The organism is Pseudomonas sp. WS 5532 (assembly GCF_012985445.1).
Classification (GTDB): domain Bacteria; phylum Pseudomonadota; class Gammaproteobacteria; order Pseudomonadales; family Pseudomonadaceae; genus Aquipseudomonas; species Aquipseudomonas edaphica.
Genome location: NZ_JAAQWK010000006.1, coordinates 1 through 24,561, shown reverse-complemented (window position 1 = coordinate 24,561; position 24,561 = coordinate 1). Strand labels below are relative to the sequence as shown.

Sequence of the window (24,561 nt, the reverse complement as noted above, 5' to 3'; positions counted from 1 at the left end):
TTGATAGTTAAGCGACCGCCGTCTAGCGGGGTCAGAACGTATAACTGATGGAGGTAACGGCGCTCAGTGCGCCTTTGCGTTCGATCAGAGGGCTGTCCTCAACTTTTCCGCCCAATTCCGATGCGGTTACCAGCACATACGTTGACCAGTTTTCGTCAAATTTATGAGTCCAGTTCGCGTTCAGAGAGTACTGATTCAGGCCGCCTCCAGGGGTAAATGAGGTAAACCTCGATTGCTGAGATTGCTGACCAGTTACGCCGAAGTAGGCCTGGTTGTAGCGATGATCAGCAGCTCGGACGTCAAGCCCAAGCACAATGATGTCTCTTGACTGGTTCAATACCGTCGCTTCGAGCCCGGCGCGATAGCGTGTGCCCCTTTCTCCGCCATCCAGCGCAAATTCAGCTTCGCCATTGACCGAGAGCCACGGCGTCAATTGCTGACTTAGATACAGAATACTGGTGGCTGTGCTGTCGACCTCGCCCATGCCTGAGAGTCGGTTAGCCCCAGGTCTGAAGTCGCTATTGCGATCATCCCTGCCAGCGTCGTAGAAAAATGACTGACTGATGTAGAAGCCGGAAGGCGACTGCCATTGCAAGCCTAGCCCTCGATAGGTATCAACAAAAAAAATGCCACGGCTTAGCGAGAGAACCGGAACCGGTACACTCCGGTAATCCTTTGAGCCCATGTAGCGGGGCCCACCAGCAACACCGACACCGACGCTGGCTTGAGTTTCGCCCCCAAAGATGCTGTCGGTGATTGCAGCTGTTTCAGCCTGCGCCTGAAGAGCCAGCGGCAAGGACATCACCGAACCGTAGAACACTTGGGCAACAGAGCGTCGTAATGCGTATGCAGAAAGTTTTTTCATGATTTTTTTCCTAACGTTGCTGGAGCGTTCATGCTTACGCCATAGAAGGCGTGGAAAAGGGCGATACGATTGAGGGCTAAGTCCCGTTGCGCGAAAATACCGTCGATGCGGGTTCGGTGGAGCCGCAGGCGTGCCGACAACAGCCGCGGTTGGTCCTCCCATCCTGCGTCGAAGCGCGCAGTCGCTCGCCGAACACGTTCATCCTCTATGATCCCCAGTCCACGCTCGCTGCGCACTCGTTCAATCAGCGCGTTGCGGGCTGTGAGCACATCGGATACTTCTCGGAACGCTGATTGCACGGTTCTTTCGTAGTCGGCCACAGCCGCCTGTTTACGTAGCTGTGCCAGATCGAGATTGGCGCTGTTACGGCCATGATTGAAAATGGGCAGCGTGATTTGAGGAATGAAGGTCCAAACGCGGCCACCTGCATCGAATAGGTTTCCCAGACCATCGCTGGCAGTACCCAATGAGGTACTCAACGTAACTGATGGAAAGAACGCGGCTCTGGCTGCGCCGATGTCAGCATTGGAGGCCCGTAGCTGCTCCTCTGCCTGAAGGATGTCGGGACGTTCAAGCAGTACCTCAGAGGGCAAAGAATTCAACCAGTCGAGCGACTCATTCGGGTTGGCCAATTCTTCGACCTTGCCCGCAGGGGACGCGCCGGCGTAGCCAGTCAGCAACTGCAGCGCATTTCGTGCGGCAGCCGCGTCGGTTTGAGCCTGCTGCATGGTTGTGTGTGAGTGTTCGGTGTCGCTGCGTTGCAGGTTCACTTCATCTTCAGATAATGTCCCAACGTCTTGTTGGCGTTTGGCCAGATTGAGCAGGGTCAGCGTATCGAGATATGCGTTTTGCAGTTGTTGCGCTTGAGCCGCTGCTGCGCGGTCAATGACATAGGCACGTAGAACTTCTGAAATCAGAGCACCGCGAAACGCGCGTTGTCCTTGAGCACTGGCCAGATACCGATGCCTGGATGCGTCGGAAAGACTGCGAACCCTGCCAAAGAAATCCAGCTCGAAATCCGATGTACCAATGGTCGCAGCACTCAATTTCTGTCCGTAGCGAGCGTCGAGGCTGGGATCATTGAATTTCTGCCGGAAGCGTTGGACTGAGGCGTTCACGCTGGGTAACTGCTGTGCACGATCAATTCGATTTAGCGCGCGTGCTTGTTCGACCTGGAGCGTTGCGACTTTAAAGTCACGATTGTTAGCCAAAGCACGTTCGACGAGCGGGACAAGATCATCGCTTGTCGAAAACGCCGTAAGAAAAAGGTGTTCCTGGGGAGAGAGCGGCTCCGATCGTCCTTCCGGAACCTTCGAAGTGGGAACAGTCGAGCTGTCAAATCGTGCTGGAATCGGTGCTTCAGGTCGCTGGTACGTTGGTGCCAGTGAACAAGCAGATAGACTGATGACTACAGGGAGCAGCACCCCGAATACCAGTATCACACTGCGTCGGAAGAAACCGGTCTGATTCTCTGTTGGTAAGAAAGTAGCCATCAACTCAACCATTCGCTGTTATCTTGGAGTGAGATGGTGGCAGCAGACTTTCAAGAATCGTTGCGGAAATTATCAAGGTTTTATTAAGAGGCTCGTATGGTAGGTAAAAGAATACTGGTGGTTGAGGATGACGCCTTGAGTGCAAGTACGCTTGAGGCCTACCTTCGCCGAGACGGTTTTGAAGTGGCTATTGCTGAGGACGGTCTTCGGGGTGTTGAAATGCACTCACGCTGGAAACCGGATCTGGTGTTGCTGGATGTCATGCTGCCCAAGTTGAGCGGCACGGAAGTTCTTTCCGCTATTCGCCGTTTGGGTGACACGCCGGTCATTATGGTGACCGCAATCGGTGATGAGCCTGATAAGTTAGGTGCACTTCGCTATGGGGCGGATGACTACATAGTCAAGCCTTACAACCCGAAAGAAGTTGTCGCCAGAGTGGTCGCTGTGCTGCGCCGAACAGACTCCAGTCGTCTTATATCAAAAGATCAACTACGCGATGGTGCGCTGTTGGTGGATCTTCAAACATTTACCGCGCATGTTGAAGGTCCGGAGCAGGGCAGTGTTGTGTTGGACCTTACGCCTACGGAATTTAATATATTGGCGACGTTGCTGAGAGCTCCCTTCAAAGCATTTACCCGTGGTGAACTGTTGGAGGCGTGCTTACCAGAGAGCGGAGCTTTAGATCGAGTCATCGACGCGCATATCCATAATCTTCGTCGCAAGCTGGAGACCAATGGTGTCGCCAATGTTTTGGTTACCGTGCGGGCCGTCGGCTACCGGTTCCGGGGGGCGCAGTGAAATTACCGTTTTCGCGTAAACATCGCTCGACACTCTGGTACTGGGTCTGCTTGCGGATGAGTGCGCTCGCACTAGGTGTCATCTTCAGTATCGCCTTTGGAATGTGGCTACGATTTGCAATTTGGGATTACAGCACGACCCAGCAGATCCCCGCGACGATACGACCCGAACTCGAGGAGCTTCGCGCAGATCCGCATCACAATGAGGCTCGCTTATGGGAGCTATTCCAACGTTATTACGATGTACGTGACTTTCTCCCCGGTATCGCGAGCCGTGATTGGCTGTGGCTTGCCTCATTCATCATGATCTCAATTCCCGTGGTTATTTTAGGCGGGTTATTAGCCTCTCGCTCTCTGTCTCGGCAGTTTTCAGATGTGGCCCGTGCCGCTCGAAGGGTAGCGCAGGGCGATTTTTCGGTACGTGCGCCGAGCGTCCCAGGTGCCCCTGCCGAGATTATAAAACTGGCGAAAGACTTCAATAGAATGACTGCCAAGCTCGAGCAATACGAGCGTGAGATCCGGGTATCCAGTGCCGTACTTGCCCACGAGTTAAGGACACCTCTTAATGCAGCGGCAGGGCGTGTGCAAGGCATGCTGGATGAGGTCTTTCCCAGTGATCCGCAACAGTTGATGCTTGTCAAGGGCCAACTTGATCAGTTGAATCGGCTGGTGGGTGACCTGCATCTATTGTCTCTAGCCCGCGCGGGTCAGCTAGCGATGGAGAAAAGTCTATTTTCGGTGAGTTCGCTGGTGTCGGAGCGACTTGAGTGGGCATCACCTCAACTTGCTGTGGCTAATGTCATCACCCAGGTCGATGTTGGGCCTGAGTTAATGTTGCTGGCTGACAGAGATCGGCTTGGCCAAGTCCTTTCCATTTTGATCGATAATTTGATCCACTACGCCGCACAGGGTCAGTGCTTAGAAATAAAGGTCAGTCAATGTGAAAGTGCGCTTCACCTGATTGTTGCCGATCGGGGACCTGGGGTGGAGGATGACCAGTTGACGCGTATATTCGACCGTTTCTGGCGAGCGGAAAGTTCTCGCGCCCGTCCTTTGGGAGGGACTGGGTTGGGCTTGTCAATTGCTTCCGCTATTTGTGACGCTCACGGCGGTTCTATCAGCGCATACAACCGTGAAGGGGGTGGGCTAGCCATTCGCATGTCAATTCCCTATGGCTGATTCAGGAGGAAGAGCATGTCGCTTGCTCACTGCTTGGATCAGCGATTAATCAAGCAACAGCAATGTGCCAATAGCATGCTTGAGATTGCCTAACCTTCCTGCTCGGTGAATTATTGAGGCTGTGACGAGTATAAGCGCGGCTCTCGAGTGCGTCCTGACAGCGCTGAAGGTGGGTAGCAGGATTCTCGGTCCTTGGCCGGCAAAGCGTACTCGAAGCGACGAAATCAGGATCCGATTAACGTCCGAATAGCATCTTGATCAAATCTTGATATTTTCCAAATCGTTTATTGAAAAACAGCGTGTAGCCTTGTTCCGAATGCTTAATGGTGTGCCGGCGTGGTTTATGTTGGTGTGCACTTTTTATTCAAGTCAGTGAGCATGTCTAAGTCCGCTTTCTGCGCTTGCGTATTAATCGAACTGACTGCCGGAACAACGTTTAGGAACACTCTTATGCATCAGTGTGATGACTGGATTATCTGTGAGCACTGCGATTCAGTCTTCGAATCCTTGCCGCTGAAGCCAGGTCAGACATCCATTTGCACGCGTTGCGATGGTGTGCTCCAGCAAGGTTCAGCGCTGACGATTGAGCAGTTGTTTGCAATCTCGATAGCCAGCGCGCTTTTGTTCGTATTTGCTAATGTTTTTCCCGTAATCGATATAAGTTTTCAGGGTGCGGGTAATCAAGCAACATTGTGGTCATCCGTATGGGCGCTTGCACGAGGAGATATTACGCCAATTGCCTTCGTAGCAGGTGTATGCATCATACTAGCCCCAGGGCTGCAAATTGGTCTCTTGTGCTGGTTACTTGGATTTGCCTACCAGGGTAGGCGTGCACCGGGGTTTAAGGGGTGTATGCGGCTTTTAGTGAAGTTGAAGCCCTGGAGCATGCTGGAAGTATGTCTGCTCGGTATTTTGGTCGCCATCATTAAACTAAGCGGGCTGTTAGATGTGCGCCCAGGTATGGGTCTGGTTGCATTAGTATTACTCTGTATTGTGAGCATCATTGTCACCAGCAAAAGTATGCAACGGCTATGGGATGAGGCAAAGGACGTATGACGATTCAACGTCCGCCAATTGCTTCAGAGTTGCAACTGGTTCTCTGTCACACCTGTAAGAAGGCAAGTTCCAGTGATGCATTAATTTGTTCGCGCTGTGGCGCGACATTGCATAGACGCAAACCCAATAGCCTTGTTAGAACCTGGTCACTTCTTATAACGGGCTTGCTATGTTATGTGCCCGCCAATTTGTTGCCGGTGATGCGCACCGATATTGTCGGTAATGGCCGCGAGAGTACGATCATGAGTGGTGTGCTCGAACTTTGGAAGGGCGGGGCATGGGACATCGCGGCGCTCATTTTTATAGCCAGCGTTGTAGTGCCCTGTATGAAGTTTCTGATTATGTTCGTGTTACTCATGAGCACCCAACGACGTAGCCGATGGCGCACCTTGGAGCGCGCTCGTCTCTATCGCGTCGTAGAGCGCATTGGCTACTGGTCGATGCTTGACGTGCTGGTCGTCGCTTTGCTTGCCGCACTGGTGCAGTTTCAAATGCTGAGCAATATCGAGCCACGAATTGGGATTGTTTTTTTCGGCCTTGTCGTGGTCTTCACCATGATGGCCTCTATGAGTTTCGATCCCCGTCTTATCTGGGATGCTGAGGTTGAAGATGTCTGATCAATTTAATGTCAAAACTCAACGAAAGCCTGAAGCGCCGGGTGTAAAGGATCGAAGTAAGGGGGTCTCGTTGGTTTGGTTACTACCCATAGTGGCGGCATTAATTGGCTTATCGATGGCGGCGCACAGCATCCTGTCAAAGGGGCCTGAAATAAAAGTGACCTTTCTCAGTGCTGAAGGCTTGGTTGCTGGAAAAACACAGGTCAAATACAAAAATGTTGTAATTGGGCAAGTCTCCGACATTACCTTGAGCGACGATCGTGACCACGCGGTGGCAACTATTCAGTTAGACCAAGCCGCCAAGGCGTTTACGGCTCAGGATTCACGTTTTTGGGTGGTTCGCCCTCGAATCGGCGCGCAAGGTATTTCAGGCGTGGATACGCTTTTGTCTGGCGCCTTCATCGGAGCTGACCCTGGCGAGTCCCATGACACTAGAATCGTTTTTAAGGGTTTGGAAAGTCCACCGCCAATTACCTATGGACAGAAAGGCAAGCGCTATACATTGAGTGCAGATGACCTTGGCTCATTGGATGTTGGTTCGCCTGTCTATTACCGTCGCATCGAAGTTGGACAGGTCGTTTCATATCAGTTATCCGCCGACGGTAAGGGCGTAGAAATCGAAATTTTCGTGACTGCTCCGAATGATGCCTTTATCACCACAGGCACTCGTTTCTGGAACGCCAGCGGTGTGGACGTCAGCTTTGGAGCGGATGGGCTGAAGGTTAATACTCAGTCAGTCGCCTCGATCGTGTCGGGCGGCATTGCGTTTATGGAGCCGCCCTATGGGAATGATGCGAAGGCAGCAGACGAGCGCGGCGCGTTTCCACTCTTTAAAGATCAGGCGACAGCTTTGGCACCGCCTGATGGTGAACCGTTTTTCATTCGTATGCATTTTGATCAGTCAATGCGCGGCTTGGCGATCAATGCCCCGGTGGAGTTTCTAGGGGTAAATATCGGCAAGGTGGTGTCAACCGATTTGGACTTCAACCGTTCGACTAATAACTTTGCAGTCGTGGTCGGTGCGGTCATTTATCCCCAGCGCTTGGGCCAGGCCTATGAACAAATACTGACAGCCTATGATGCTGGTCATGATGAAGATGGTAAAAAATCAGCCCAGCTGATATCGATCTTTGTCAAAGAGGGGCTGCGCGCTCAGGTCAAAACGGCAAACTTGCTGACGGGGCAGCTTTATGTCTCTTTTGATTTCGTCCCTCATGCCCAACCTGTACCTTTTAACCTTGCGGCCAGACCTATGGAAATGCCTACGATCCCCGGGAGTTTAGACAAGTTGCAGGATCAGGTGCAGCGGATTGTGGAAAAATTGAGCAAAATTCCGGTCGAACGTATTGCGGATAACCTCAATGCCAACTTGGTCGAAATGCGTAAGACGTTGCAGCAAGTTAACGGGCAAGTCCTTCCGCAAATGCGGGATGCTTTGGGGCAGACTCAAAAGACACTGTCGGTAGTCAATGAAAGTTTTGCTGAAGACTCACCACAGCGCCAGCAATTTGGCCAAGTCATGGATGAAGTCCAGCGTTCCGCTCGATCAGTGCGCGTACTCAGTGATCTTTTGAGCCGACACCCCGAAGCGCTGATTCGCGGCAGAGTAAAGGAAGGCGAACCCGATAGCTTTCGTTCGAGTACGTCTGCCTCATCAGCTCAACCGGCGGAGTCTTCCAAGTGAACATACGTTTCTGTTGGTTCGCGGCGTTTCTGGTATTGGCCGCTTGCAGTTCTGCGCCCACTCGCTATTACACCTTGCTTCCTGCTACAGATTCCGCCAACGCCAACGCCGCCGTGCCATTTCAATATTCACTTACGACGGTCAATGTACCCGTTCAGGTTGATCAGCCTCAGATCGTTGTTCGTCAAGGTGAGAGCAGTATGCGGATACTTGAAACGGAGCACTGGGCCGCGCCCTTGGCAGATGAGGTGAGAGTGGCGTTAAGTCATGAGTTAAGGCTGCAAATGGGCCGCGTCGACGGGGCAGGGCTTGCGCGCGAGCCTGGCTTGCCCCATGTTTCTCTCCAGGTTGACGTACGCCGTTTTGAGTCGGTCCCGGGTCGTTACTCATTGGTTGAGGCCGCCTGGAGCCTAAGACGCACTGGCATTGATGGTGCTCATCGAAGCCTGACCTGCGGCTCGGTGATTCGTCGGGGCGCCGGTACTGGAATAGAGGCCTTAGTGCTGGCTCACCAACGAATAGTTAAAGAACTCGGCAGTCGTATCGTGGGTACGGCGACGCATTGGATGGCGGACTCGAATGCTGGTTGTCAAATCAATGCCTCTCTAGCAGCTCTGGCTGGGGCAGACTAATACTTAGGCACTTAAGAGGAAACCTAATGAAAAAGTGGATTTGGCTTTTCGCAGCCATAGGGCTCGAAGTCGTGGCGACGCTCTCACTTCGAGCCGCTATGGATAACCCTCAATGGTTCGTTGTCGTCGTCTGCGGGTACGTGGGCGCCTTCGTATCGCTATCGATGGTTCTACGTAAGGGCATGGCTATTGGAGTGGCCTACGGCATTTGGGCGGCTTGTGGCGTTGCGCTTACAGCGGTAATGGCACACGTTATTTTCGATGATTCCCTGAGTTGGATCATGGGCCTGGGGATCGCTTGCATCATTGCGGGCGTATGGTTGGTCGAAATAGGCGCAGGTGCGGCGCATGGGAAAATGGAGCAGACACGATGAGTTGGGTCTATTTGATCGGCGCGATTTTGTTTGAAGTCTGCGGAACACTGTCCATGCGTGCTTCGGATGGTTTTCGCCGCAAAATCTGGATTTTGCCCGTCGCGGCATCCTATCTGATTGCCTTTTCGTTGCTGAGCTTAACCCTCGCTGAGGGGGTGAGTATTGGGGTGGCCTACGGAGTCTGGTCTGCAAGCGGCGTGGCGCTGACGGCAATTGTTGCAAAGCTACTTTTCAAGGATCCACTGACGAAGCTAATGGGGTTAGGGATTATCTTCATCGTCGGCGGAGTGTTGTTAATCGAACTCGGAGCGCAGCACGCCAGCTGATTGATCTGCAAAAGCTGTTAGTTCATCTCGTGGGGAGTGTCATGGAGCGGGATTGCTCCCCTAAGGCCGCTTGTTAGAGTCATTCCTATTTTCTAACAGTTGGGCCTTTCGCAACGCTCACTCATAATGTTGATTACGAGCAGGTATTTATATGAAAAAAATCATCTTGGGTGCTCTTGCACTCTTACCCTTATCTTTTGGCGCTCAAGCGATTGAGTTTTCTTCTGCCATTGGATCGACCAGTCAGGGTGGCCTAACCGCTCGAGCAGGCGTGGGGATGGCTTGGGATAAGTCGTGGTTCCAAAGCTCGACGGGTAAGCTGACGGGGTATTGGGACTACGGGTATACCTATTGGGAGTCTGGCAAAAAAGCCGGCGCGCGACATTCGCTCTCTTTTGCTCCCGTTTTTGTCTACGAGTTTGGCGCTTCATATGTTAAGCCCTTCATAGAGTTGGGCGTGGGAGTTGCGGTTTTTTCCGGCGGCAGTGCCGGTGACAGAGAGCTTGGATCCGCTTTCAATTTCGAGGACCGGTTAGGCGCAGGATTGAAGATAGGGGACACACAGCGAGTGGGTGCCCGGGTTATTCATTACTCAAACGCAGGTATCAAAGAGCCGAATGACGGAATTGAATCATTTTCACTTTTTTATAGTCACGCTTTTTAGCGATAGGCATCGGCGGCAATCATTTTTGAGTTTTCTTTTTGATATTGGAAAGTAAGGGCGTAATTTGATCTGATGTTCTTCCGCGTCATCGTCCACTTGATTTAACTATTCTTGTCGGATGACTCTTCTATGTTCAACTGCTCAGAAAATTTCTGAGTTTAATATAGTTGACTTCATCATGAAAGGCCGTCACTGACGTTATTGACTAATCAAAGTTAGCCCTAGCATGGGCACTCCCATGCGTGCAAAAGGAAGCGAAGATTATGCTGGTGTCTGGAATGAAGTTTTTTAATAGGACAATTTTTGTGCCGCCAAGCCGCCCTTCGATGGCAGCCTGTCAGTTGCGGTTTAGTGTTGTGTTAGCGGTCGTCATTGGCAGCATAAGTGGGTGTGCATCGCATACCCCAGTTAGGTCTGATCAGGCGCAGTCCTATCAGGGGTTGGTGTCAAGCGGGGAAAATGTCATGTCGATCCCTCCCCAACCTGGGGACTTTGGCCGATATAGGTTTGCGATAATTGAGCCGGTTCTGATTTCTCCAGCCGTATCAGAAGAAATTTCCCCTGACGTAGGCGCAGAAGTTCTCGGTGTGTTGCAGGACAAGCTCAATAGTGAAATGCAGAAACAGTTCTACCTGTCAGGCGGGGAGGGGGTTACTGAACCTATCCTACATGTCAAAGTACGCATTACGCGTATCACGGAAGCCTCTCCGGTGCTGAACACGCTCACCTCCCTCGCTATTGGTCCATTACTCAACGGCGCTTTAGCTGTTGAGTTGGAAGCAGTGGATGGGGTGACCGGCCAGCAGAAGGCGATGCTGCTGTGGGCAGACTCAGGTGGAATAAAAGAGTTTTTCGGCAATTACAGTCGAAGTTCACACGCGTTGACACTTGCTGCTAGATTTTCCGTAGAAGCAACGCAGTTTTTGTCTCCGTTGGGCAGACCCTTGCAATAAATGCCCGGCCCTCTATCGGAGGTATGAGGTAACGGGCGCGAGAGAGGCTGTATGGTGTGGTATTGATCAGCTGCTTGCGCCGCCTAGTTGGCGTTCGTTGCGCTCCAGTGTGTATATCTGCTTCGATTATAAGCGCTGGCCTTCGTCTTGCGCTCGGGTGTCAAGCCGCCCGATAGAGGATGGGGTGAACAGAAGACTCAAGTGCCATTCTTCGATGTACATGTTCATTCGTTTACCTGCATTACGCAGATGCCGCTCTGCCGGCTCGCCTACCTTCGCTGAGTATCGAGCTTGAATCGCCAAAAAATTGCATGGCGTTCGTTTTGTACGTCCTCGACAAGCTCATGGTAGTTTGTGGCATTGTTGCTTCGTGCCTCGCGTATAAGACGACGGACACTATGATCCAGATACTCATTCAGCGCTTTAAAGTGGGGGGGCGCTGCAAAGATGGCCTGGTGACACGCATAGTCCTACTCGTCGCCCAGGCGATCATTGACAATCGCATATTCCATCCCAATCAGGGCTTGGCGAATCCTTTGAGGTCCTCGACGGTGTGACGTGTTGCCGCTAGACGAGTGGCGGCTACGTCGATGGGTGATCAAAAACTCCAAGATGTGCAGGAGCGAGTTTTCTTCGCCCAACGAGACCTCGCTCAGCCTAAAAGCGTGCCGCTCTCCACGCTTGGCGACAAAGGCACCTTTGCCCCGTTGCATTGTAATCAGGTCTTCAAATTTGAGTTGCGACAGCGCTTCACGCACCACAGCTCGGCAAACGGAGAACTGTTCGAACAATTTCCGCTCGCTCGGCAGTTGATGTTGGCCGTGGTATTTTGATCGATATGGGCAGACTCCGCGTCAAGGAATATGGACCGAGGTGAAATATTCAACCATATTGATCTCATAGCTGCCGCCAAGGCTCAGGGGGTTGAGATCCAGAAGCACGATATTTTTCTTATCCGGACTGGATGGATTGGTAGGTTTTATAAAGTTTCAGCGGAAGAGTTTTATGAAGATTTTTTAGAACCTGGCCTCAGCTTCAGCCCAGAGCTGGTCCATTGGTTTCATGAAATGGAAATTCCTAACCTTGTAACCGATACAATAGCCAGCGAAGTTACTGTCGATCCGGTGAGCGGCGTCCAATTACCTCTGCATAATGCACTTATGCGAAACCTAGGCGTGACATTCAGCGAGATCATCGCGCTGGATGCATTCGCTGGAGATTATGCGCGTGATGTGCAATGGACGTTTTTGTATACAGCAGCACTTTTAAAAGTTGTAGACGGAAGCGGGGCTCCGGTGAACCCTGTCGTGATTAAGTGAGGGGGCGAGGGAGCTCGTAATAAGGGGATTGTATAGATAGTATGGTGCTGGCCTGAACTGGGTCAGCGCCGATTGTAAAAAAATTAGATAACTTTTATGTTCGGTGAGGTGTGCCAGGTAGTTTTTGTACTTTTCTGAAATCCGATCGCGATCATCATAATGGCCAGCTTCCGTCGCCGTGGATTGCACGCCGATGGTAAGCCTAACATACCGCAGTAAATACCGCCTGTCGTCCAACTGCACTCTTGTTTGCTCGTGTAATCAACCGGTCACATAGCCACAGCAATCTCTCAGAGTCCTAATAAGCTTAACGCTTTAGGCTTGATGGTCTTTGTAAATTTTGAAGGTCAATCCTTCAAATTCCCAATATATCTGATCGGGGAATGCAATGAGTTCGTTAACCCAGATTTTTCAGCAGTTTAAAGCAACCGAACCGTTTCCTCCCCCATCAGACTGGCTTCAAGGACGAACGGTTTATGGTGGCTTGTCCGCCGCGCTTTCATTGCACATAGCGATGTTAGAGGCTCCAGCGCAGCTGCCCGCACTGGTATCTGCGCATGTGTCCTTTTTGAGTCCTTGCTCTGCATCTCAGACGTTCAGCGCGAAACACTTGTATGAGGGGAAGTCGCTGATCTCAATGGCGGCAGACACTGTTTCTGAAGATAGACATATTCTACATATGGTCATGCAGTTTGCTCGCCCCCGAGTGAGTAAGATTATCCACGATTTTACGCGAATGCCTGATGTAGGCGGTCCGCATATCTACCCAGTTTTAGTGTTGGACCATAATGCTCCTCCTTGCGCTCACAATTTTGAATTTCGTCCGGCAGGCGGTGCGTTACCGTTTTCAGGTGCAGCGATACCAGAGTTAATTGTCTGGGCTAGACATGTTGACGCCGAAGGCGTCGACGCCACTGTCGCGTTGATTGCACTCGCTGACTGCGTGCCGCCGGGTGTTAGTGCTTGTTTTGATACGCCCGCGTTGTTTAGCACTGTTTCTTGGGCGTTCGATTTACCAAACCCTTCAACTGTAGGTGATTGGTTTTTGATACGTACATTTAGCCTAAAAGCCGGTAACGGTTACTCTTTTCAAAGCTTAGATGTCTGGGATGAGAGTGGAGCGCAGGTATTAACGGGGCGCCAAACAGTAGCTATTTTCATCTAGCCCAATGGATTGGAATAACCTAGTTCGTTACTAATGCTCACACTGCTTGCCAGTAGTAATGCTCGAAATTGCTCTTTAACGTCCTCAGAATCCATCACAGCATCAGGGCCGGAAAGATTGATGGCGGCCACGACGTGTCCGTTATGATCTCTGATCGGCGCGGCAATTGCGGTTGAGTAATCGGATCGGTGCAATACCCAGCCCCTGTCTCGGTCTTCGCTAATCAAATTTTGTAGTTCAAGCAACGTACGCGGTGCGGGTGCTGGATAATCGTCCAGCCGGACAAGCTGGTATAACTGCCCTAGCTCTATTTCACTCAATGAGGTAAGGAGCATGCGGCCCATGGCCGTGCAATGACAGGCGATGCGCGTACCCACTGGGATGTTTACGGAAAGCCTTTGCGCGGCAAACGCCCGATACAGGTACAGGCTATCGGTCTGCTCGCGAATGCTCAGGTGGCAGGACAAAGAGGTGCGATCACGCAGTTCGTTCAGGTGCGGCATCGCTACTTCGACTAGGTCGCGACTGGCCAGATAACTGAAGCCATCGCTTATTACCCGTGCGCCGAGTTCGTACTGGGTGTTCTGCTTGTTCAGGTAACCCATGCTGGTTAACGTGAACAGAATGCGGTAAACCGCCGAGTTACTAACGCCCAGACGCTCGGCGATATCCTGCAGGCTCAGGTTGCGTGTGTGGGCGTTGAACATGCCCAGTACGCTGAGCCCGCGGGCGAGGGCGGGGACGCTGTAGTCGGCTTCCTTGGCGGACACTTCCGCTATGTTCATGGATACTCCTTGATAACGACCTTTCTACTATCTGTGGCTCCATGGTTTGCAGGCGGTCACATCATTGAAATCGCCACTGCCGGCAAACGGAGTTGCTGCAGGGATAGAGCTCACTGAAGTGTCTCTATCTTCAGCTCCTGCCCATCGAATTCGGCCATGGCATCCAGTACAGCGCCTTTGAAGTACGCAAGCGACGCGCGGTCGAAGAGGATCTGGAACGCCGGCTGCCCTATCGATCCAAGGTTGATCACGATCACGTTGATGCGCGCTGCAGAGGTCTGCGCAACGGCGCCTGGCGGGAACGCGGCAGGACGCAGGTCGACGCCGCAGAGCTTGGCCATGACCTCGGCGATGGACACGCCGCTCAAGTGAAGCCAGGCATGGCTGTCCTCCCGGGGCAGCAGATAGTTGGCGCTGTGATCCAGCTCCCAGCGCGCTTCCTCATCGGCGATGCGTTCGCCACGGTCCTGAAGACTGCCGAGGATCAGGTATTCAGTCTGTGACAGACGCGCCACATAGCTGCCATCGGCCTGAGTGATCGCCCGGTTCGGCGCATCCGGCAGGCTGAAGCCCCGGGCCTGCAAGTAATCGGCGCTCTGCTGACCGCGAAAGCCAACCCTCGGCACTTCGGTCAGGTCGACCAGCACACATTGTTGTAGAGCGCCGAGCTGAAGTGGAGCGGGTTCGATGTAGCTTTCTGTGTTGAGGCTCGACATGTCAGAGCTCCTGGCGCTGGTTTTCAGGATCGAAGAAAGGCAGTTTCACCACGGTGGCCTGGACTATCACGCCGTCCTCGACACGAATCGAAATCTGCTGCCCTGGCTGGCTTTGATCGAACGCGGCGTAGGCCAGACCGATGATCTTGTCCAGGGATTGCGAGTACTCGCAGGACGTCACGTTGCCGCTGATGTCCCGACCGCTGAGCACCAGATGGCCTTCCAGCGGTTGCGGACTGGCCTTGGGCAGCGTGAAACCCACCAGTTTGCGTTTCTGCGGCTGGGCTTCGAGGATGTCCACCGAGCGGCGGCCTACGAAGAACGGCTTGGTACGGCTCACCGCCCAACCCATGTCGATCTCGCCCGGATGGGTCATGCCGTCGGTGTCCTGACTGATGATCACGTGGCCCTTCTCCAGACGCAGCAGGCGTTGGGTTTCGACGCCGAACGGGCGGATATCGAAGGCTTTGCCGGCTTCCATCAATGCGTCCCACAGCTTCAATGCGTGACGAGCGGGAACGTGGATTTCATAGCCCAGTTCGCCGACGAAACCGACCCGCAGCAAGCGCGCCTTGATCCCCGCCACAGTGCCCTGACGCACACCCAGATAAGGAAAACCTTCAGCCGAAAGATCCAGATCCTGGCAGACCTTTTCCAGCACTTTGCGTGAATCCGGTCCTGCCACGTTGACCGCCGAAATCGCCGCCGTGACGTTGGCGATGTCCACATTCAGGCGCCACTGTGCGTTCCACTTGAGCATTTGCTGATAGATGCGATCAACGCCGCTGGTGGTGGCGGTGACGTAAAAATGGTGCTCGCCGAAGCGTGCGCACACGCCATCGTCAATGACCACGCCGTGCTCGTTGGTCATCAGCGCATAACGGGAGCGACCAATCGGCTGCTTGAGGAAGGCGAAGGTATACATGCGGTTGAGCAATTCGGCGGCGTCCGGACCGCGCACGTCCAGACCGCCCAAGGTCGATACGTCGATGATGCCGACCTTGTTGCGCACGCGCAGCGCTTCGGCCTGCATGCATGCCTCACGCTCGGTGGTCTTGCCGTAATAAGCCGGACGCTGCCAGATGCCGGCGGGCATCATTTTCGCGCCAGCCTCCACATGCCGTTTGTGCATTGGCGTCTGCCGGTAGGGGTCAAACGCACGCCCTGCGACGTGGGCCAGCTTCTCGGCCTCAAAGGGCGGACGAGCTGTGGTGACGCCGGTTTCGCTGATGCTGCGCTGGGTCGAAGCAGCAACCAGTCGCGCTGTCGGCAATGCCGAATGACGCCCCTGGGATGGGCCCATTCCTACAGTGGAGTAGCGCTTGACCAGTTGCACGTCGCGGTAGCCGATTTTGGTGGCGTTGATGATGTCGCGCACTTGCAGGTCTTCATCGAAATCGACGAAATCCTTGCCTTTGGGGTGCGGGAAGATCGGCCACGGGAAGTTGACCTGCGCTTCAGGGCGCATCGCCAGCGGCTTGGCGGCCAGATCCAGATCAAGCGCCATGACGATATCGGCAGCGGCATGAATGGCGTCGGCCAGCACGTTGTCCAGCGCGTGATAGCCGTGGGCCGAGCCCGCAACGCTGAGGTTTTTCGGCAGACCGCTGAGGTTGAACTCCGCCAGTTGGTCGTCGTAGGCCAGCTTACCACCGGCCTGACACAGCAGCTGATAGACCGGCATGTAGCCGCCGGACATGCACAGCAGATCGCAATCGACAACCAACCCGCTGCCGGCGACCTGACCTTGCCCGGTGATCGTGCGGATGTCGGCGCCGCTGACGTGATGCATGCTTTTTTCGTGCAGCGCCTCAAAAACCGTGCTGCCGAGATGGCAGGTGATGCCGCGCTTTTCCAGCGCCAGCAGCAGTGCGCGGTCGGCGGGGTTCCTGCGCATGTCCACCAGCGCAGCCACTTCTACGCCCTGATCGTGCAGGTCCAGCGCGGCCAGATAACCGTCATCGTTGCCCGTCAGCACCACAGCGCGCTTGCCCGGCTTGACTGCGTAGAGCTTCATCAGGCGTTGCGCGGCACTGGTCAGCATCACGCCAGGCAAATCGTTGTTACGAAAAATCACCGGCTGGTCGAACGAACCACTGGCGATCAGGCATTGCGTGGCGCGCACTTTGTACATGCGCTTGCCCTGAATCACCGGCAGGTAGTTGTCAGTGAACCAGGCGTTGCAAGTGGATTTTTTCAACACGCGAATGTTGGCGTGGCCTTCGACGGCGCTGACCAGTTCACGGCGCACGGTCTCGGCGCGAGTGCCTTCGAGATCGAAGCGGGCGTAAGTCAGCGAGCCGCCGAGGACCGGCTGTTGCTCAATCAGCAGCACTTTGGCGCCAGCGTTGGCGGCAGTCAGTGCGGCCTGAAGACCGGCAGGGCCTGCGCCGATCACGGCCAGATCAGCGAACAAATAGGCTTTGTCGTAATACTCGGGCTGGAATTTCAGATCGAGCACGCCCAGGCCGGCCTTCTTGCGAATGATCGGCTCCCAGAGTTTCCACGCGCCCTTCGGCTTGTAGAACGAGCGGTAATAAAAGCCCACCGGCATGAACTTGGAGAACTTGCCGAGGTAAGCGTCCTTGTCGTTGTCCAGCGAGCCGTTGAAGTTCTGCCCGGTGACCTGCACGCCGCTTTCCAACAAGTGACTGTCGGCCAGCACGTTGGGCTCGCTGGGCAACTGCACCAACGTGTTGGCGTCTTGCCCGGCCATGGTCAGGGGGCCGCGTGGTCGGTGGTATTTGAACGAGCGAGACAGCAGAAAGCGGCCGTTGGCAAGCAGGGCGCTGGCGATGCTGTCGCCGGCAAAGCCCTGATACGGCTTGCCATCGAAACTGAAATCCAGCGGCTGACTGCGGTCGATTAACAGACCCATGGGGGCGGGAAGGCGGCTCATCGGGCGGTCTCCTTGGCAGCGACGACGAACTCGACGCGCTGGCTGAACAGCTCTTTGGGATCGAAGGTGAGCAGGATTTCGTCGCTGCCGGTGTGACGCTCGGCCAGGAACCAATAGCTGGACGGGTTGTGAATCCACCATTCGCGAACCACACCCAGAACGTCTTCGCTGTTGAACACGTAATCGGCCCACTCGGCGTCGCTGCAGGTCTGAGGATCGGGCATCTGCTTGAACTCGCCGCCGTAGGTGAATTCGCTGATATTGCGCGGCCCGTTGAGCGGGCAAGTCATGATTTTCATCTCTCTCTCCTTACTCAATGGCGGTCAGTGACTGGCCGCTGTCGCGCCCATTTCGTTGACTTGCTGGAAGGTCGAAAACCGCTCCAGACCGAACGGTCTAATCAGTTCCGGCACCTTGCCGCCGCTGGATACAAGCTCAGCCATAGTCTTGCCGCAGATCGGCGTGGCCTTGAAACCCCAAGTGCCCCAGCCAGCGTCCAGGTAGTAATTCTTCACCGGCGACAGGCCCATGATCGGGCTGTAATCCGGGGTCATGTCGGTGATCCCGGCCCACTGGCGCATCAGCTTGGCGTTGGCCAGGAACGGGAACATTTCGATGGCGTGGGCCAGCAGGCTTTCTTTCAGATCGAGTGTCGAGCGGGTGTTGAACAGCGGGTAGGGATCGGAGCCGCCGCCGAACACCACTTCGCCACGGCTGGTCTGTTGCACGTAGCAGTGCAGGGCGGACGAACTCACCAGCGGGTCGAGGAACGGCTTGAACGGCTGGGTGACCATGGCTTGCAGCGGGAAGGTCTGGATCGGCGAGCGAATCCCGGCCTTCTTCATCAGCTGCGAGCTCATGCCTGCGACGGCCTGAACCGCGCAGCCGCACTTGATGGTGCCGCGATTGGTTTTAACCGCCGTGATGGTGCCGTTTTCGATGACCAGTTCCTGAACTTCAGTGAGCTGATGAATCTCCACGCCACGCTTGGCCGCCTGCTTGGCGTAACCCCAGGCCACGGCATCGTGCCGCGCCGTGGCGCCGTCGATGTGCCACAGGCCGGCAAGTACGGGGATGTGCCCCGGATCAAGGTTGAGCGACGGCACCAGTTCGCGAATCTGCTGGCGGTCGATCATCTCGGTGCGACCTCCGAAGTGTTTGTTGACCTCGGCGCGCTGACGAAACGAACGCACAGTGGCGTCGGTGTGGGCCAGGGTCAGCTGGCCCCGGTGCGAATACATGATGTTGAAGTCGAACTCGTTGGAGAGGCCTTCGAACATGCGCACCGATTCGGCGTAGAAACGCACGCCTTCGCTGGTCAGGTAATTGGAGCGGATCACGGCGGTGTTTCGCGCCGTGTTGCCGCCACCCAGATAGCCTTTTTCCAGCACCGCGATGTTGGTGATGCCGTGGTATTTCGACAGGTAGTACGCGGTGGCCAGGCCATGGCCGCCGCCACCGATGATCACCACGTCGTAGGAGGATTTGAGTTCTTTCGGCGCAGGCAGATCGACCTCGACCGGGTATTCCGAGCTGAGCCCGTATTTCAGGAGATTGAAAGGCATACGGCCTCCAAGGGGCTGCTGTGCAATTGGGACTGCTGAACGGCAGCGGTCACGGTGTTTTTCATCAGGAAGGCGATTGTCATCGGCCCGACGCCACCCGGCACCGGGGTGATCGCCGAAACCTGGGGCAGGGCGCTGTCGAAATCGACGTCACCCACCAGGCGGCTGCGGCCGTCTTCTTCAATACGGTTGATGCCGACGTCGATGACCACTGCACCTGGCTTGAGCCAGCTGGCGTCGATCATCCGTGGACGGCCGACGGCGGCGACGACGATGTCGGCCTGACGACACAGAGCCTTGGCGTCGACACTGCGTGAATGCACCACGGTCACCGAGCAATGGGCCTTGAGCAGCAGGGCTGCCATGGGTTTGCCGACGATGTTCGAGCGGCCGATGACCACTGCGTGCTTGCCGCTCAGGTCACCGCAGGCGTCTTCGAGCAACCGCATGCAGCCGCTGGGCGTGCAGGGCGTCAGCACATCGCGCCCCTGGCTCAGGCCGCCGACGTTTTCGCTGTGAAAACCGTCGACGTCCTTGCCCGGCGCGATGGCCTGCAGGACACGGGTTTCTTCGATGTGTGCAGGCAGCGGCAACTGCAGGAGGATGCCGTTGACGCCGTCGTCTGCGTTCAGTTCGGCGATCAGCTTGAGCAGCTGCGCTTGGGAGGTGTCTGTGCTCAGGCGGTACTCCAGCGAGCGGATCCCGGCCTCTTCAGCGCGCAGGATCTTGTTGCGCACGTAGACCTGACTGGCCGGGTCCTGACCCACCAGAATCACTGCCAGCGCAGGCTCGATGCCTTCGAGTTTCAGGTTTTGCACGTCGGCTTTGACGTGGGCGAGTACGCGGGCGGCTGCGGCTTTGCCATCGATTATTTTGGAAGTGCTCACCGGAAGATCACCGTTCTGTCCTTATTGAGGAAAACCCGGTGCTCCAGGTGGTATTTCACCGCCTTCGACAAGGCAACGGTTTCGGTGTCACGACCGGTGGCGACGAGATCATCCGGCAGATACACGTGATCCACGCGCTGCACTTCCTGTTCGATGATCGGGCCTTCGTCCAAGTCGCTGGTGACGTAATGGGCGGTGGCGCCGATCAGCTTCACGCCGCGCTCGTAAGCCTGGTGGTAAGGCTTGGCACCTTTGAAACCAGGGAGGAACGAGTGGTGAATGTTGATGGCCCGGCCTGACAGTTGCTTGCAGAGGTCATCGGAGAGGATCTGCATGTAGCGGGCGAGGACCACCAGATTGGTGTCGGTCTCGTCGACCACTCTCATCAGCGCTGCTTCCTGCTGGGCCTTGGTGTCCTTGGTCACCGGCAGGTAGATGAAACGAATGCCTTCGCGCTCGGCCATGGGGCGCAGGTCGAGGTGGTTGGAAACGATGGCGGTGATGGTCATGTCCATCTCGCCCTTGTGGTAGCGGTAGAGCAGGTCGGTGAGGCAGTGATCGAACTTGCTCACCATGAGCAGCACACGCATGGGCGCGCGGGTGTCGTGCAGTTCCCACTGCATATCGAACGCCTTGGCCACGTCTTCGAAACCGGCCTTGAGCTGGGCGATGTCGCCGGCGTGACCGTCGTTGAAACGGAACACCGCGCGCATGAAGAATTTGCCGCTGAATTCGTCGTCGAACTGCGCCATTTCACCGATGTAGCAGCTGTTGCCCGCCAGGTACGAGGTGACCGCCGCAACGATGCCGGAGGTCGCCGGACAGCTGATCTTGAGAATGAAATGGTTCTTTTCGTGTTGCATGGCATGTCCTCTGGAAGATGGCGGCAGTTCAGCAAATGGCTAACGATCAGCGCGAGAAATTCAGGGGTGAACAGGTAATTCGTGGATGAATAAAATTTCCTATCAGGAATTAAATATTCTCAAAGACTGTTTTATAGGCGAAAGGAAATGACCCGTCCAGAGGTTTCTGGAAACATTTTTAACTGGTGGGAATTATTGACTGGCTATGCTCTGTGGGAGCGCGGCGCTGAGCTGTAGCAAGCCGGCTTGCCAGCGACAGCGATTATGAAGGCGCGATCGTCGGTAAGCAGGACTGCCCGGGGATGGGGTGTGTAGCGATGAAAGGTTTTATTCCGCTGAACCGCCGTAATTCATGATCGACAACAACCGTATCGGCACCTGCACCAGTTCTTCCGGCCCATGAGGGATGTCGCCGTCGAAGGTCAGGCTGTCGCCCGCTTCCATGTGATACAGCTGATTGCCGTGGCGATACACCAGTTCGCCTTCCAGCAGATGCAGGAACTCCGTGCCCGGGTGAGAGAAGGTCGGAAATTCTTCGCTGGCGTCGTCCATGGTCACCATGTATGCCTCGAAACTCTTCTTCGGCCCGCGGGTGTGGTTGAGCAGGTGGTAGGTGTGGCCCTTCTCGGTGCCGCGTCGCACTACTTCCAGTCCTTCGTCATGCTTGACAAGCAGGGCGCTACTGCCTTGCTGGTCGTACTGGCTGAACAGCTTGGACATGGGCATGCCAAGCACGTCGCACAAGCGGCTCAGGTTATCCAGACTGGTGGAGACCTGAGCATTCTCGATTTTACTCAACATGCCCTGGCTGATTCCTGCGATGCGCGCAACATCGGACAGCTTCAATTCCTGCGCTTGCCGCTGACGCTTGATTTGGATACCCAGATATTGCTCAAGCTTCAACTTCGGTTGTTGTTCTACGGGCGTATTCATCGGGTATGCACGGTTTCCGTTCAATAAAATTAAATTCGCACCAGGAATGTGCGATTTGATTTATGGCTGCTCTATCTGCGACAGGATTATTCCCCTAGTGAAAACGATTTTCACATATGCAGAGCGGAAATTCCCCTTTATCAGCCTTTTTTTGCGCGCATTGCCGAGTTGGCAAGAGGCTTGCATTCCTGTTGAGAAAATAAGTTTCCTGCTTGGAATAAATAGCCACCAGGCAACAGAACTCTCATGCGTAGTTTTTCACCAGGAGTGAATGAATAGGATGTCGGGACGACTTTGCGTGGTCGCGATACGATCAGAGCTGCACTCGCCAAACGGTTCGCAGACTCTCCCGATATTCAGTGGACTGAAGGAAAAAACTGGATTATTGGCAACAAAGCACTCAGTGAGTGGCGTGTTCGTGGCACTGCTCCGGGGGGCGCTAACATCGATATAGTCGGCTGCGATCTATGGGAGTTTGAAGACGGGCTTATCGTCAAGAAAGACACCTACTACAAACAGAAAACATGATCGCAATGCTTCCTGCTAGTGACTGAAGCGCTAAGCTGTTGAGTTTATTTTAAAAGTGCCTCAGCAGTATGCGCAACAATGGTCACGAGCGGGATTGTTGTAGGCGAATTAAATATGCTTATTGGCAGTCAGTGCGCTTAATGGAATTGCGGGCGTGTGTTCACGACTCTTATGAAATGTCGATGAGCTTGTGGCTGTTGCTTGTAGTGGCCTGTCTCATATGAAATTAGCATTTGTAACGCTACTCCTGACGCGGGGAGCGGGTTTGAGTGATTCTATTTCTGAATAAATATCTACATCTTAACTAAGCGGATGATGACAATGCAAAAAATAATTAGAGAGGCAACACAAAACCTGTATGTGGATCCTGCTAACGCGGCCAAGACGGGGGATAGCTATATGTGTGAAGCGTCGCCCCAATTGATAATTGGCATTGGCGGTACAACCCGACCAGGCTCGTCGACAGAGCGAGCGTTGCGCATGGCATTAAAGGCAGCTGAGGAGCAGGGCGCGCGGACGATACTTTTTGACGGTCCTTTCCTTGCCTCCCTTTCCATGTATGACCCAGCTTCGGAACGTAGCGACGCAGAAAGAGAGTTGATCGAGGCTGTACGTAGTGCTGATGGACTAATTATTGCTAGCCCTGCTTACCACGGCGGCGTATCAGGTTTGGTGAAAAACGCGCTCGACCTGCTTGAAGAGACGTCTAAGGATACACGTCCGTATCTACATGGCCGACCGGTAGGACTGATTGTGACGGCGTATGGTTGGCAAGCAACTGGCGCTACCCTGGCTTCTCTGCGCACCATCGTTCACGCTCTGCGTGGTTGGCCGACACCATTTGGCGCTGGTTTTAACACCTTAGAGTCTCGATTCAGTGATGATGGGAGTTGTTCCGATGGTTCGGCTGCCAACTTGCTGGCACTGGTGGCGCAGCAAGTAATGAGCTTCAGTTTTCTTGATAAGAAAGCATAAGTAGTGGCCGTTTTTCCAAGTTCACAATAGTTCGATGGAGTACCGTATCGTTTATTCGTATGCAGGGCTATCGACAGGAGCATGTCAAGCTATGGCTGCCGATGGCAATCAAAGCTGATAATCCTTGTCGTATGCCATCATTTGGATGACTACGTGCGACCGAATGTCCAAGCACATAGCGTCGCCATGCTTAAAAGCATAGTTTTCGGTGCCTGCATTTAAATATATATTGTTGGTCTCGGTTACCAAGGGTGTTATTGGTTTTGATTGAGAGCGGCCGAAGAGTCGAGGGTTTATTTTTGTTGATGAGTACTCCATTGAGCCAAGACGATGGATGGAGTGTATAACCTCAATAAAAAATACCATAGCCTGTAGCCGGTGGCGTATTGATTCAGAATACTGGGCCTCATCGCTGCGTCGCTTGCGAGATATTAAAATATTTGTTGGTGCTCGATAAAGGGGCACCCATGTGTTGCCGCGGTGTAGGTGCGCACGCGTGCATATTTTCCATCTTGCGTTAATAACAATCACATAAGTTGATTGTTCTTCTGCTCTGCGATGCGTCCTGAAGGGGAACTGTATTAATGCTCAAAAATATATCGTTAATGTTTAAGCTCTCTTTGCCGCCAGCTGCGGCGCTTATTGGCTTGCTGCTGTTCGTAGCCTATACGGCCCTCCAGCTTGATAATAATGATGTCCGGCTCGTGACCCTGGAAGAACGAAGCTATCCGACTCTTGAAAATGCCGATGCGGTGATTTTCCAATTTTCCCGCGTGCCTGGCCTTCTTAATAACGCGGTCTCCGCTGGAGAAATGGGAACCTTTAACGATGCGCAAAAAGTTCTGGCGGAGATTGGTGTTAAGCAGCGAGCACTGCAAAATTTAACCCAAGAGCAACCTCCGCGAAATGAAGAACTGATCGCATGGATTGCCGCCGTAAAACGCTATACCGAAAATGCATTTTCGGCCACCGAGCTATTGTTAAAAGGTGCAGCTTTTGAGGATCTGCGCCCAAGCCTGGACCGTATGGCAAGCGATTTGGATCAAGCGGAAAAAGCAGGGGATTTATTTCGTAGCCACGCCTATGAGGATTTCCATACCAACCTATCGAAAACTCGTACCGAGAACGTTACGACCACTCGAGTGGGGTATGGTCTGAGTGCGGATTTCGGAACACCGTGACCGGCCGTTTCGGTTGATCGTGACCGCTCATTTCGCTAACGCGTGACCGCTCATTTCGGTAGCAACGTGACCGATTCTCCGCCTGTTCCGAAACAGGTGGTCACG

The 24,561-nt window shown here is 54.2% G+C and carries 24 protein-coding genes and 1 pseudogene; 15 read left to right on the top strand and 10 right to left on the bottom strand.

Annotated elements, in window-relative coordinates:
- Positions 1 to 31 precede the first annotated feature (31 nt).
- Positions 32 to 865 (bottom strand): MipA/OmpV family protein, encoded by an 834-nt coding sequence (locus tag HBO23_RS12275; protein WP_096143084.1) that lies wholly within the window; start codon positions 863 to 865, stop codon positions 32 to 34.
- The gene (locus HBO23_RS12270) at positions 862 to 2,370 is read right to left on the bottom strand and encodes an efflux transporter outer membrane subunit (protein ID WP_200583633.1); all 1,509 of its coding nucleotides are present in this window, start codon (positions 2,368 to 2,370) and stop codon (positions 862 to 864) included. The genes HBO23_RS12275 and HBO23_RS12270 overlap by 4 nt, the downstream gene beginning before the upstream one ends.
- An 84-nt stretch (positions 2,371 to 2,454) precedes the next feature.
- Between HBO23_RS12270 and HBO23_RS12265 the strand changes: the two genes are divergently transcribed.
- The 13 genes and pseudogenes from HBO23_RS12265 (at position 2,455) to HBO23_RS12205 (ending at position 13,124) form a co-directional block, all read left to right on the top strand.
- Positions 2,455 to 3,156, top strand: coding sequence for a response regulator (locus HBO23_RS12265; RefSeq protein ID WP_096143085.1), 702 nt, complete (start codon positions 2,455 to 2,457; stop codon positions 3,154 to 3,156).
- 56 nt (positions 3,157 to 3,212) lie between these two features.
- Complete coding sequence (locus tag HBO23_RS12260; protein WP_153332838.1) at positions 3,213 to 4,334, top strand: ATP-binding protein; 1,122 nt, start codon at positions 3,213 to 3,215, stop codon at positions 4,332 to 4,334.
- Positions 4,335 to 4,784: 450 nt separating this feature from the next.
- Positions 4,785 to 5,390, top strand: coding sequence for a paraquat-inducible protein A (locus HBO23_RS12255; RefSeq protein WP_096143087.1), 606 nt, complete (start codon positions 4,785 to 4,787; stop codon positions 5,388 to 5,390).
- 2 nt (positions 5,391 to 5,392) lie between these two features.
- Positions 5,393 to 6,007, top strand: coding sequence for a paraquat-inducible protein A (locus tag HBO23_RS12250; protein ID WP_096143123.1), 615 nt, complete (start codon positions 5,393 to 5,395; stop codon positions 6,005 to 6,007).
- Positions 6,000 to 7,691, top strand: coding sequence for an MlaD family protein (locus HBO23_RS12245; RefSeq protein ID WP_096143124.1), 1,692 nt, complete (start codon positions 6,000 to 6,002; stop codon positions 7,689 to 7,691). Before HBO23_RS12250 ends, HBO23_RS12245 begins: the two co-directional genes overlap by 8 nt.
- Positions 7,688 to 8,323 carry a PqiC family protein gene (locus HBO23_RS12240; RefSeq protein ID WP_096143088.1) on the top strand — a complete coding sequence of 212 codons (636 nt, stop codon included), beginning with the start codon at positions 7,688 to 7,690 and terminating at the stop codon, positions 8,321 to 8,323. The genes HBO23_RS12245 and HBO23_RS12240 overlap by 4 nt, the downstream gene beginning before the upstream one ends.
- A 26-nt stretch (positions 8,324 to 8,349) precedes the next feature.
- A complete protein-coding gene (locus HBO23_RS12235) occupies positions 8,350 to 8,697 on the top strand; it encodes an SMR family transporter (protein WP_096143089.1) in 348 nt (115 codons plus the stop codon).
- Complete coding sequence (locus tag HBO23_RS12230; protein ID WP_096143090.1) at positions 8,694 to 9,023, top strand: multidrug efflux SMR transporter; 330 nt, start codon at positions 8,694 to 8,696, stop codon at positions 9,021 to 9,023. Before HBO23_RS12235 ends, HBO23_RS12230 begins: the two co-directional genes overlap by 4 nt.
- 151 nt (positions 9,024 to 9,174) lie before the next feature.
- On the top strand, positions 9,175 to 9,687 hold the full coding sequence (locus HBO23_RS12225; protein WP_096143091.1) for an acyloxyacyl hydrolase: 513 nt from the start codon (positions 9,175 to 9,177) through the stop codon (positions 9,685 to 9,687).
- A gap of 263 nt (positions 9,688 to 9,950) precedes the next feature.
- A complete protein-coding gene (locus HBO23_RS12220) occupies positions 9,951 to 10,640 on the top strand; it encodes a DUF3313 family protein (RefSeq protein ID WP_096143092.1) in 690 nt (229 codons plus the stop codon).
- Between the two features lie 590 nt (positions 10,641 to 11,230).
- Positions 11,231 to 11,473: a hypothetical protein gene (locus tag HBO23_RS33850; RefSeq protein WP_229752096.1), complete on the top strand. Its 243-nt coding sequence runs from the start codon at positions 11,231 to 11,233 to the stop codon at positions 11,471 to 11,473.
- Positions 11,455 to 11,959 (top strand): annotated as a pseudogene (locus HBO23_RS12210) (cyclase family protein); the annotation flags it as partial. The gene HBO23_RS33850 and the pseudogene HBO23_RS12210, both read left to right, overlap by 19 nt.
- A gap of 388 nt (positions 11,960 to 12,347) precedes the next feature.
- Positions 12,348 to 13,124: a thioesterase family protein gene (locus HBO23_RS12205; RefSeq protein ID WP_096143093.1), complete on the top strand. Its 777-nt coding sequence runs from the start codon at positions 12,348 to 12,350 to the stop codon at positions 13,122 to 13,124.
- Here HBO23_RS12205 and HBO23_RS12200 read toward each other — a convergent pair.
- The 8 genes from HBO23_RS12200 to HBO23_RS12165 all read right to left on the bottom strand — a co-directional run bounded on the left by HBO23_RS12200 (position 13,121) and on the right by HBO23_RS12165 (position 21,772).
- Positions 13,121 to 13,909 (bottom strand): IclR family transcriptional regulator, encoded by a 789-nt coding sequence (locus HBO23_RS12200; protein WP_096143094.1) that lies wholly within the window; start codon positions 13,907 to 13,909, stop codon positions 13,121 to 13,123. The two genes, HBO23_RS12205 and HBO23_RS12200, sit on opposite strands and share 4 nt — an antisense overlap.
- Positions 13,910 to 14,019: 110 nt before the next feature.
- Positions 14,020 to 14,625: a sarcosine oxidase gene (locus HBO23_RS12195; RefSeq protein WP_096143095.1), complete on the bottom strand. Its 606-nt coding sequence runs from the start codon at positions 14,623 to 14,625 to the stop codon at positions 14,020 to 14,022.
- 1 nt (position 14,626) lies between these two features.
- A complete protein-coding gene (locus HBO23_RS12190; RefSeq protein ID WP_096143096.1) occupies positions 14,627 to 17,524 on the bottom strand; it encodes a 2Fe-2S iron-sulfur cluster-binding protein in 2,898 nt (965 codons plus the stop codon).
- A complete protein-coding gene (locus HBO23_RS12185) occupies positions 17,521 to 17,823 on the bottom strand; it encodes a sarcosine oxidase subunit delta (protein WP_096143097.1) in 303 nt (100 codons plus the stop codon). The genes HBO23_RS12190 and HBO23_RS12185 overlap by 4 nt, the downstream gene beginning before the upstream one ends.
- 24 nt (positions 17,824 to 17,847) lie before the next feature.
- Positions 17,848 to 19,089 (bottom strand): FAD-dependent oxidoreductase, encoded by a 1,242-nt coding sequence (locus HBO23_RS12180; RefSeq protein ID WP_096143098.1) that lies wholly within the window; start codon positions 19,087 to 19,089, stop codon positions 17,848 to 17,850.
- Complete coding sequence (gene folD / locus HBO23_RS12175) at positions 19,071 to 19,976, bottom strand: bifunctional methylenetetrahydrofolate dehydrogenase/methenyltetrahydrofolate cyclohydrolase FolD (RefSeq protein WP_096143099.1); 906 nt, start codon at positions 19,974 to 19,976, stop codon at positions 19,071 to 19,073. Before folD ends, HBO23_RS12180 begins: the two co-directional genes overlap by 19 nt.
- A complete protein-coding gene (purU, locus tag HBO23_RS12170; RefSeq protein WP_096143100.1) occupies positions 19,973 to 20,839 on the bottom strand; it encodes a formyltetrahydrofolate deformylase in 867 nt (288 codons plus the stop codon). Before purU ends, folD begins: the two co-directional genes overlap by 4 nt.
- 327 nt (positions 20,840 to 21,166) lie before the next feature.
- Complete coding sequence (locus tag HBO23_RS12165) at positions 21,167 to 21,772, bottom strand: cupin domain-containing protein (protein ID WP_096143101.1); 606 nt, start codon at positions 21,770 to 21,772, stop codon at positions 21,167 to 21,169.
- Between the two features lie 849 nt (positions 21,773 to 22,621).
- Here HBO23_RS12165 and HBO23_RS12155 point away from each other — a divergent pair.
- Positions 22,622 to 23,275, top strand: a complete 654-nt coding sequence (locus HBO23_RS12155) for an NADPH-dependent FMN reductase (protein WP_229752097.1) — start codon at positions 22,622 to 22,624, stop codon at positions 23,273 to 23,275.
- 584 nt (positions 23,276 to 23,859) lie between these two features.
- The gene (locus tag HBO23_RS12150; RefSeq protein WP_170038225.1) at positions 23,860 to 24,456 is read left to right on the top strand and encodes a hypothetical protein; all 597 of its coding nucleotides are present in this window, start codon (positions 23,860 to 23,862) and stop codon (positions 24,454 to 24,456) included.
- Positions 24,457 to 24,561: the final 105 nt, after the last annotated feature.

Coding starts and splice junctions, on each gene's coding strand:
- HBO23_RS12200 (WP_096143094.1), bottom strand. CDS start 13,909: ATGAACATAGCGGAAGTGTCCGCCAAGGAAGCCGACTACAGCGTCCCC.
- HBO23_RS12190 (WP_096143096.1), bottom strand. CDS start 17,524: ATGAGCCGCCTTCCCGCCCCCATGGGTCTGTTAATCGACCGCAGTCAG.
- HBO23_RS12245 (WP_096143124.1), top strand. CDS start 6,000: ATGTCTGATCAATTTAATGTCAAAACTCAACGAAAGCCTGAAGCGCCG.
- HBO23_RS12195 (WP_096143095.1), bottom strand. CDS start 14,625: ATGTCGAGCCTCAACACAGAAAGCTACATCGAACCCGCTCCACTTCAG.
- HBO23_RS12225 (WP_096143091.1), top strand. CDS start 9,175: ATGAAAAAAATCATCTTGGGTGCTCTTGCACTCTTACCCTTATCTTTT.
- HBO23_RS12275 (WP_096143084.1), bottom strand. CDS start 865: ATGAAAAAACTTTCTGCATACGCATTACGACGCTCTGTTGCCCAAGTG.
- HBO23_RS12150 (WP_170038225.1), top strand. CDS start 23,860: ATGCTCAAAAATATATCGTTAATGTTTAAGCTCTCTTTGCCGCCAGCT.
- HBO23_RS33850 (WP_229752096.1), top strand. CDS start 11,231: ATGGGTGATCAAAAACTCCAAGATGTGCAGGAGCGAGTTTTCTTCGCC.
- HBO23_RS12165 (WP_096143101.1), bottom strand. CDS start 21,772: ATGAATACGCCCGTAGAACAACAACCGAAGTTGAAGCTTGAGCAATAT.
- HBO23_RS12180 (WP_096143098.1), bottom strand. CDS start 19,089: ATGCCTTTCAATCTCCTGAAATACGGGCTCAGCTCGGAATACCCGGTC.
- HBO23_RS12155 (WP_229752097.1), top strand. CDS start 22,622: ATGCAAAAAATAATTAGAGAGGCAACACAAAACCTGTATGTGGATCCT.
- HBO23_RS12235 (WP_096143089.1), top strand. CDS start 8,350: ATGAAAAAGTGGATTTGGCTTTTCGCAGCCATAGGGCTCGAAGTCGTG.
- HBO23_RS12270 (WP_200583633.1), bottom strand. CDS start 2,370: ATGGTTGAGTTGATGGCTACTTTCTTACCAACAGAGAATCAGACCGGT.
- HBO23_RS12220 (WP_096143092.1), top strand. CDS start 9,951: ATGCTGGTGTCTGGAATGAAGTTTTTTAATAGGACAATTTTTGTGCCG.
- HBO23_RS12185 (WP_096143097.1), bottom strand. CDS start 17,823: ATGAAAATCATGACTTGCCCGCTCAACGGGCCGCGCAATATCAGCGAA.
- HBO23_RS12260 (WP_153332838.1), top strand. CDS start 3,213: ATGAGTGCGCTCGCACTAGGTGTCATCTTCAGTATCGCCTTTGGAATG.
- purU (WP_096143100.1), bottom strand. CDS start 20,839: ATGCAACACGAAAAGAACCATTTCATTCTCAAGATCAGCTGTCCGGCG.
- HBO23_RS12230 (WP_096143090.1), top strand. CDS start 8,694: ATGAGTTGGGTCTATTTGATCGGCGCGATTTTGTTTGAAGTCTGCGGA.
- HBO23_RS12205 (WP_096143093.1), top strand. CDS start 12,348: ATGAGTTCGTTAACCCAGATTTTTCAGCAGTTTAAAGCAACCGAACCG.
- HBO23_RS12255 (WP_096143087.1), top strand. CDS start 4,785: ATGCATCAGTGTGATGACTGGATTATCTGTGAGCACTGCGATTCAGTC.
- HBO23_RS12265 (WP_096143085.1), top strand. CDS start 2,455: ATGGTAGGTAAAAGAATACTGGTGGTTGAGGATGACGCCTTGAGTGCA.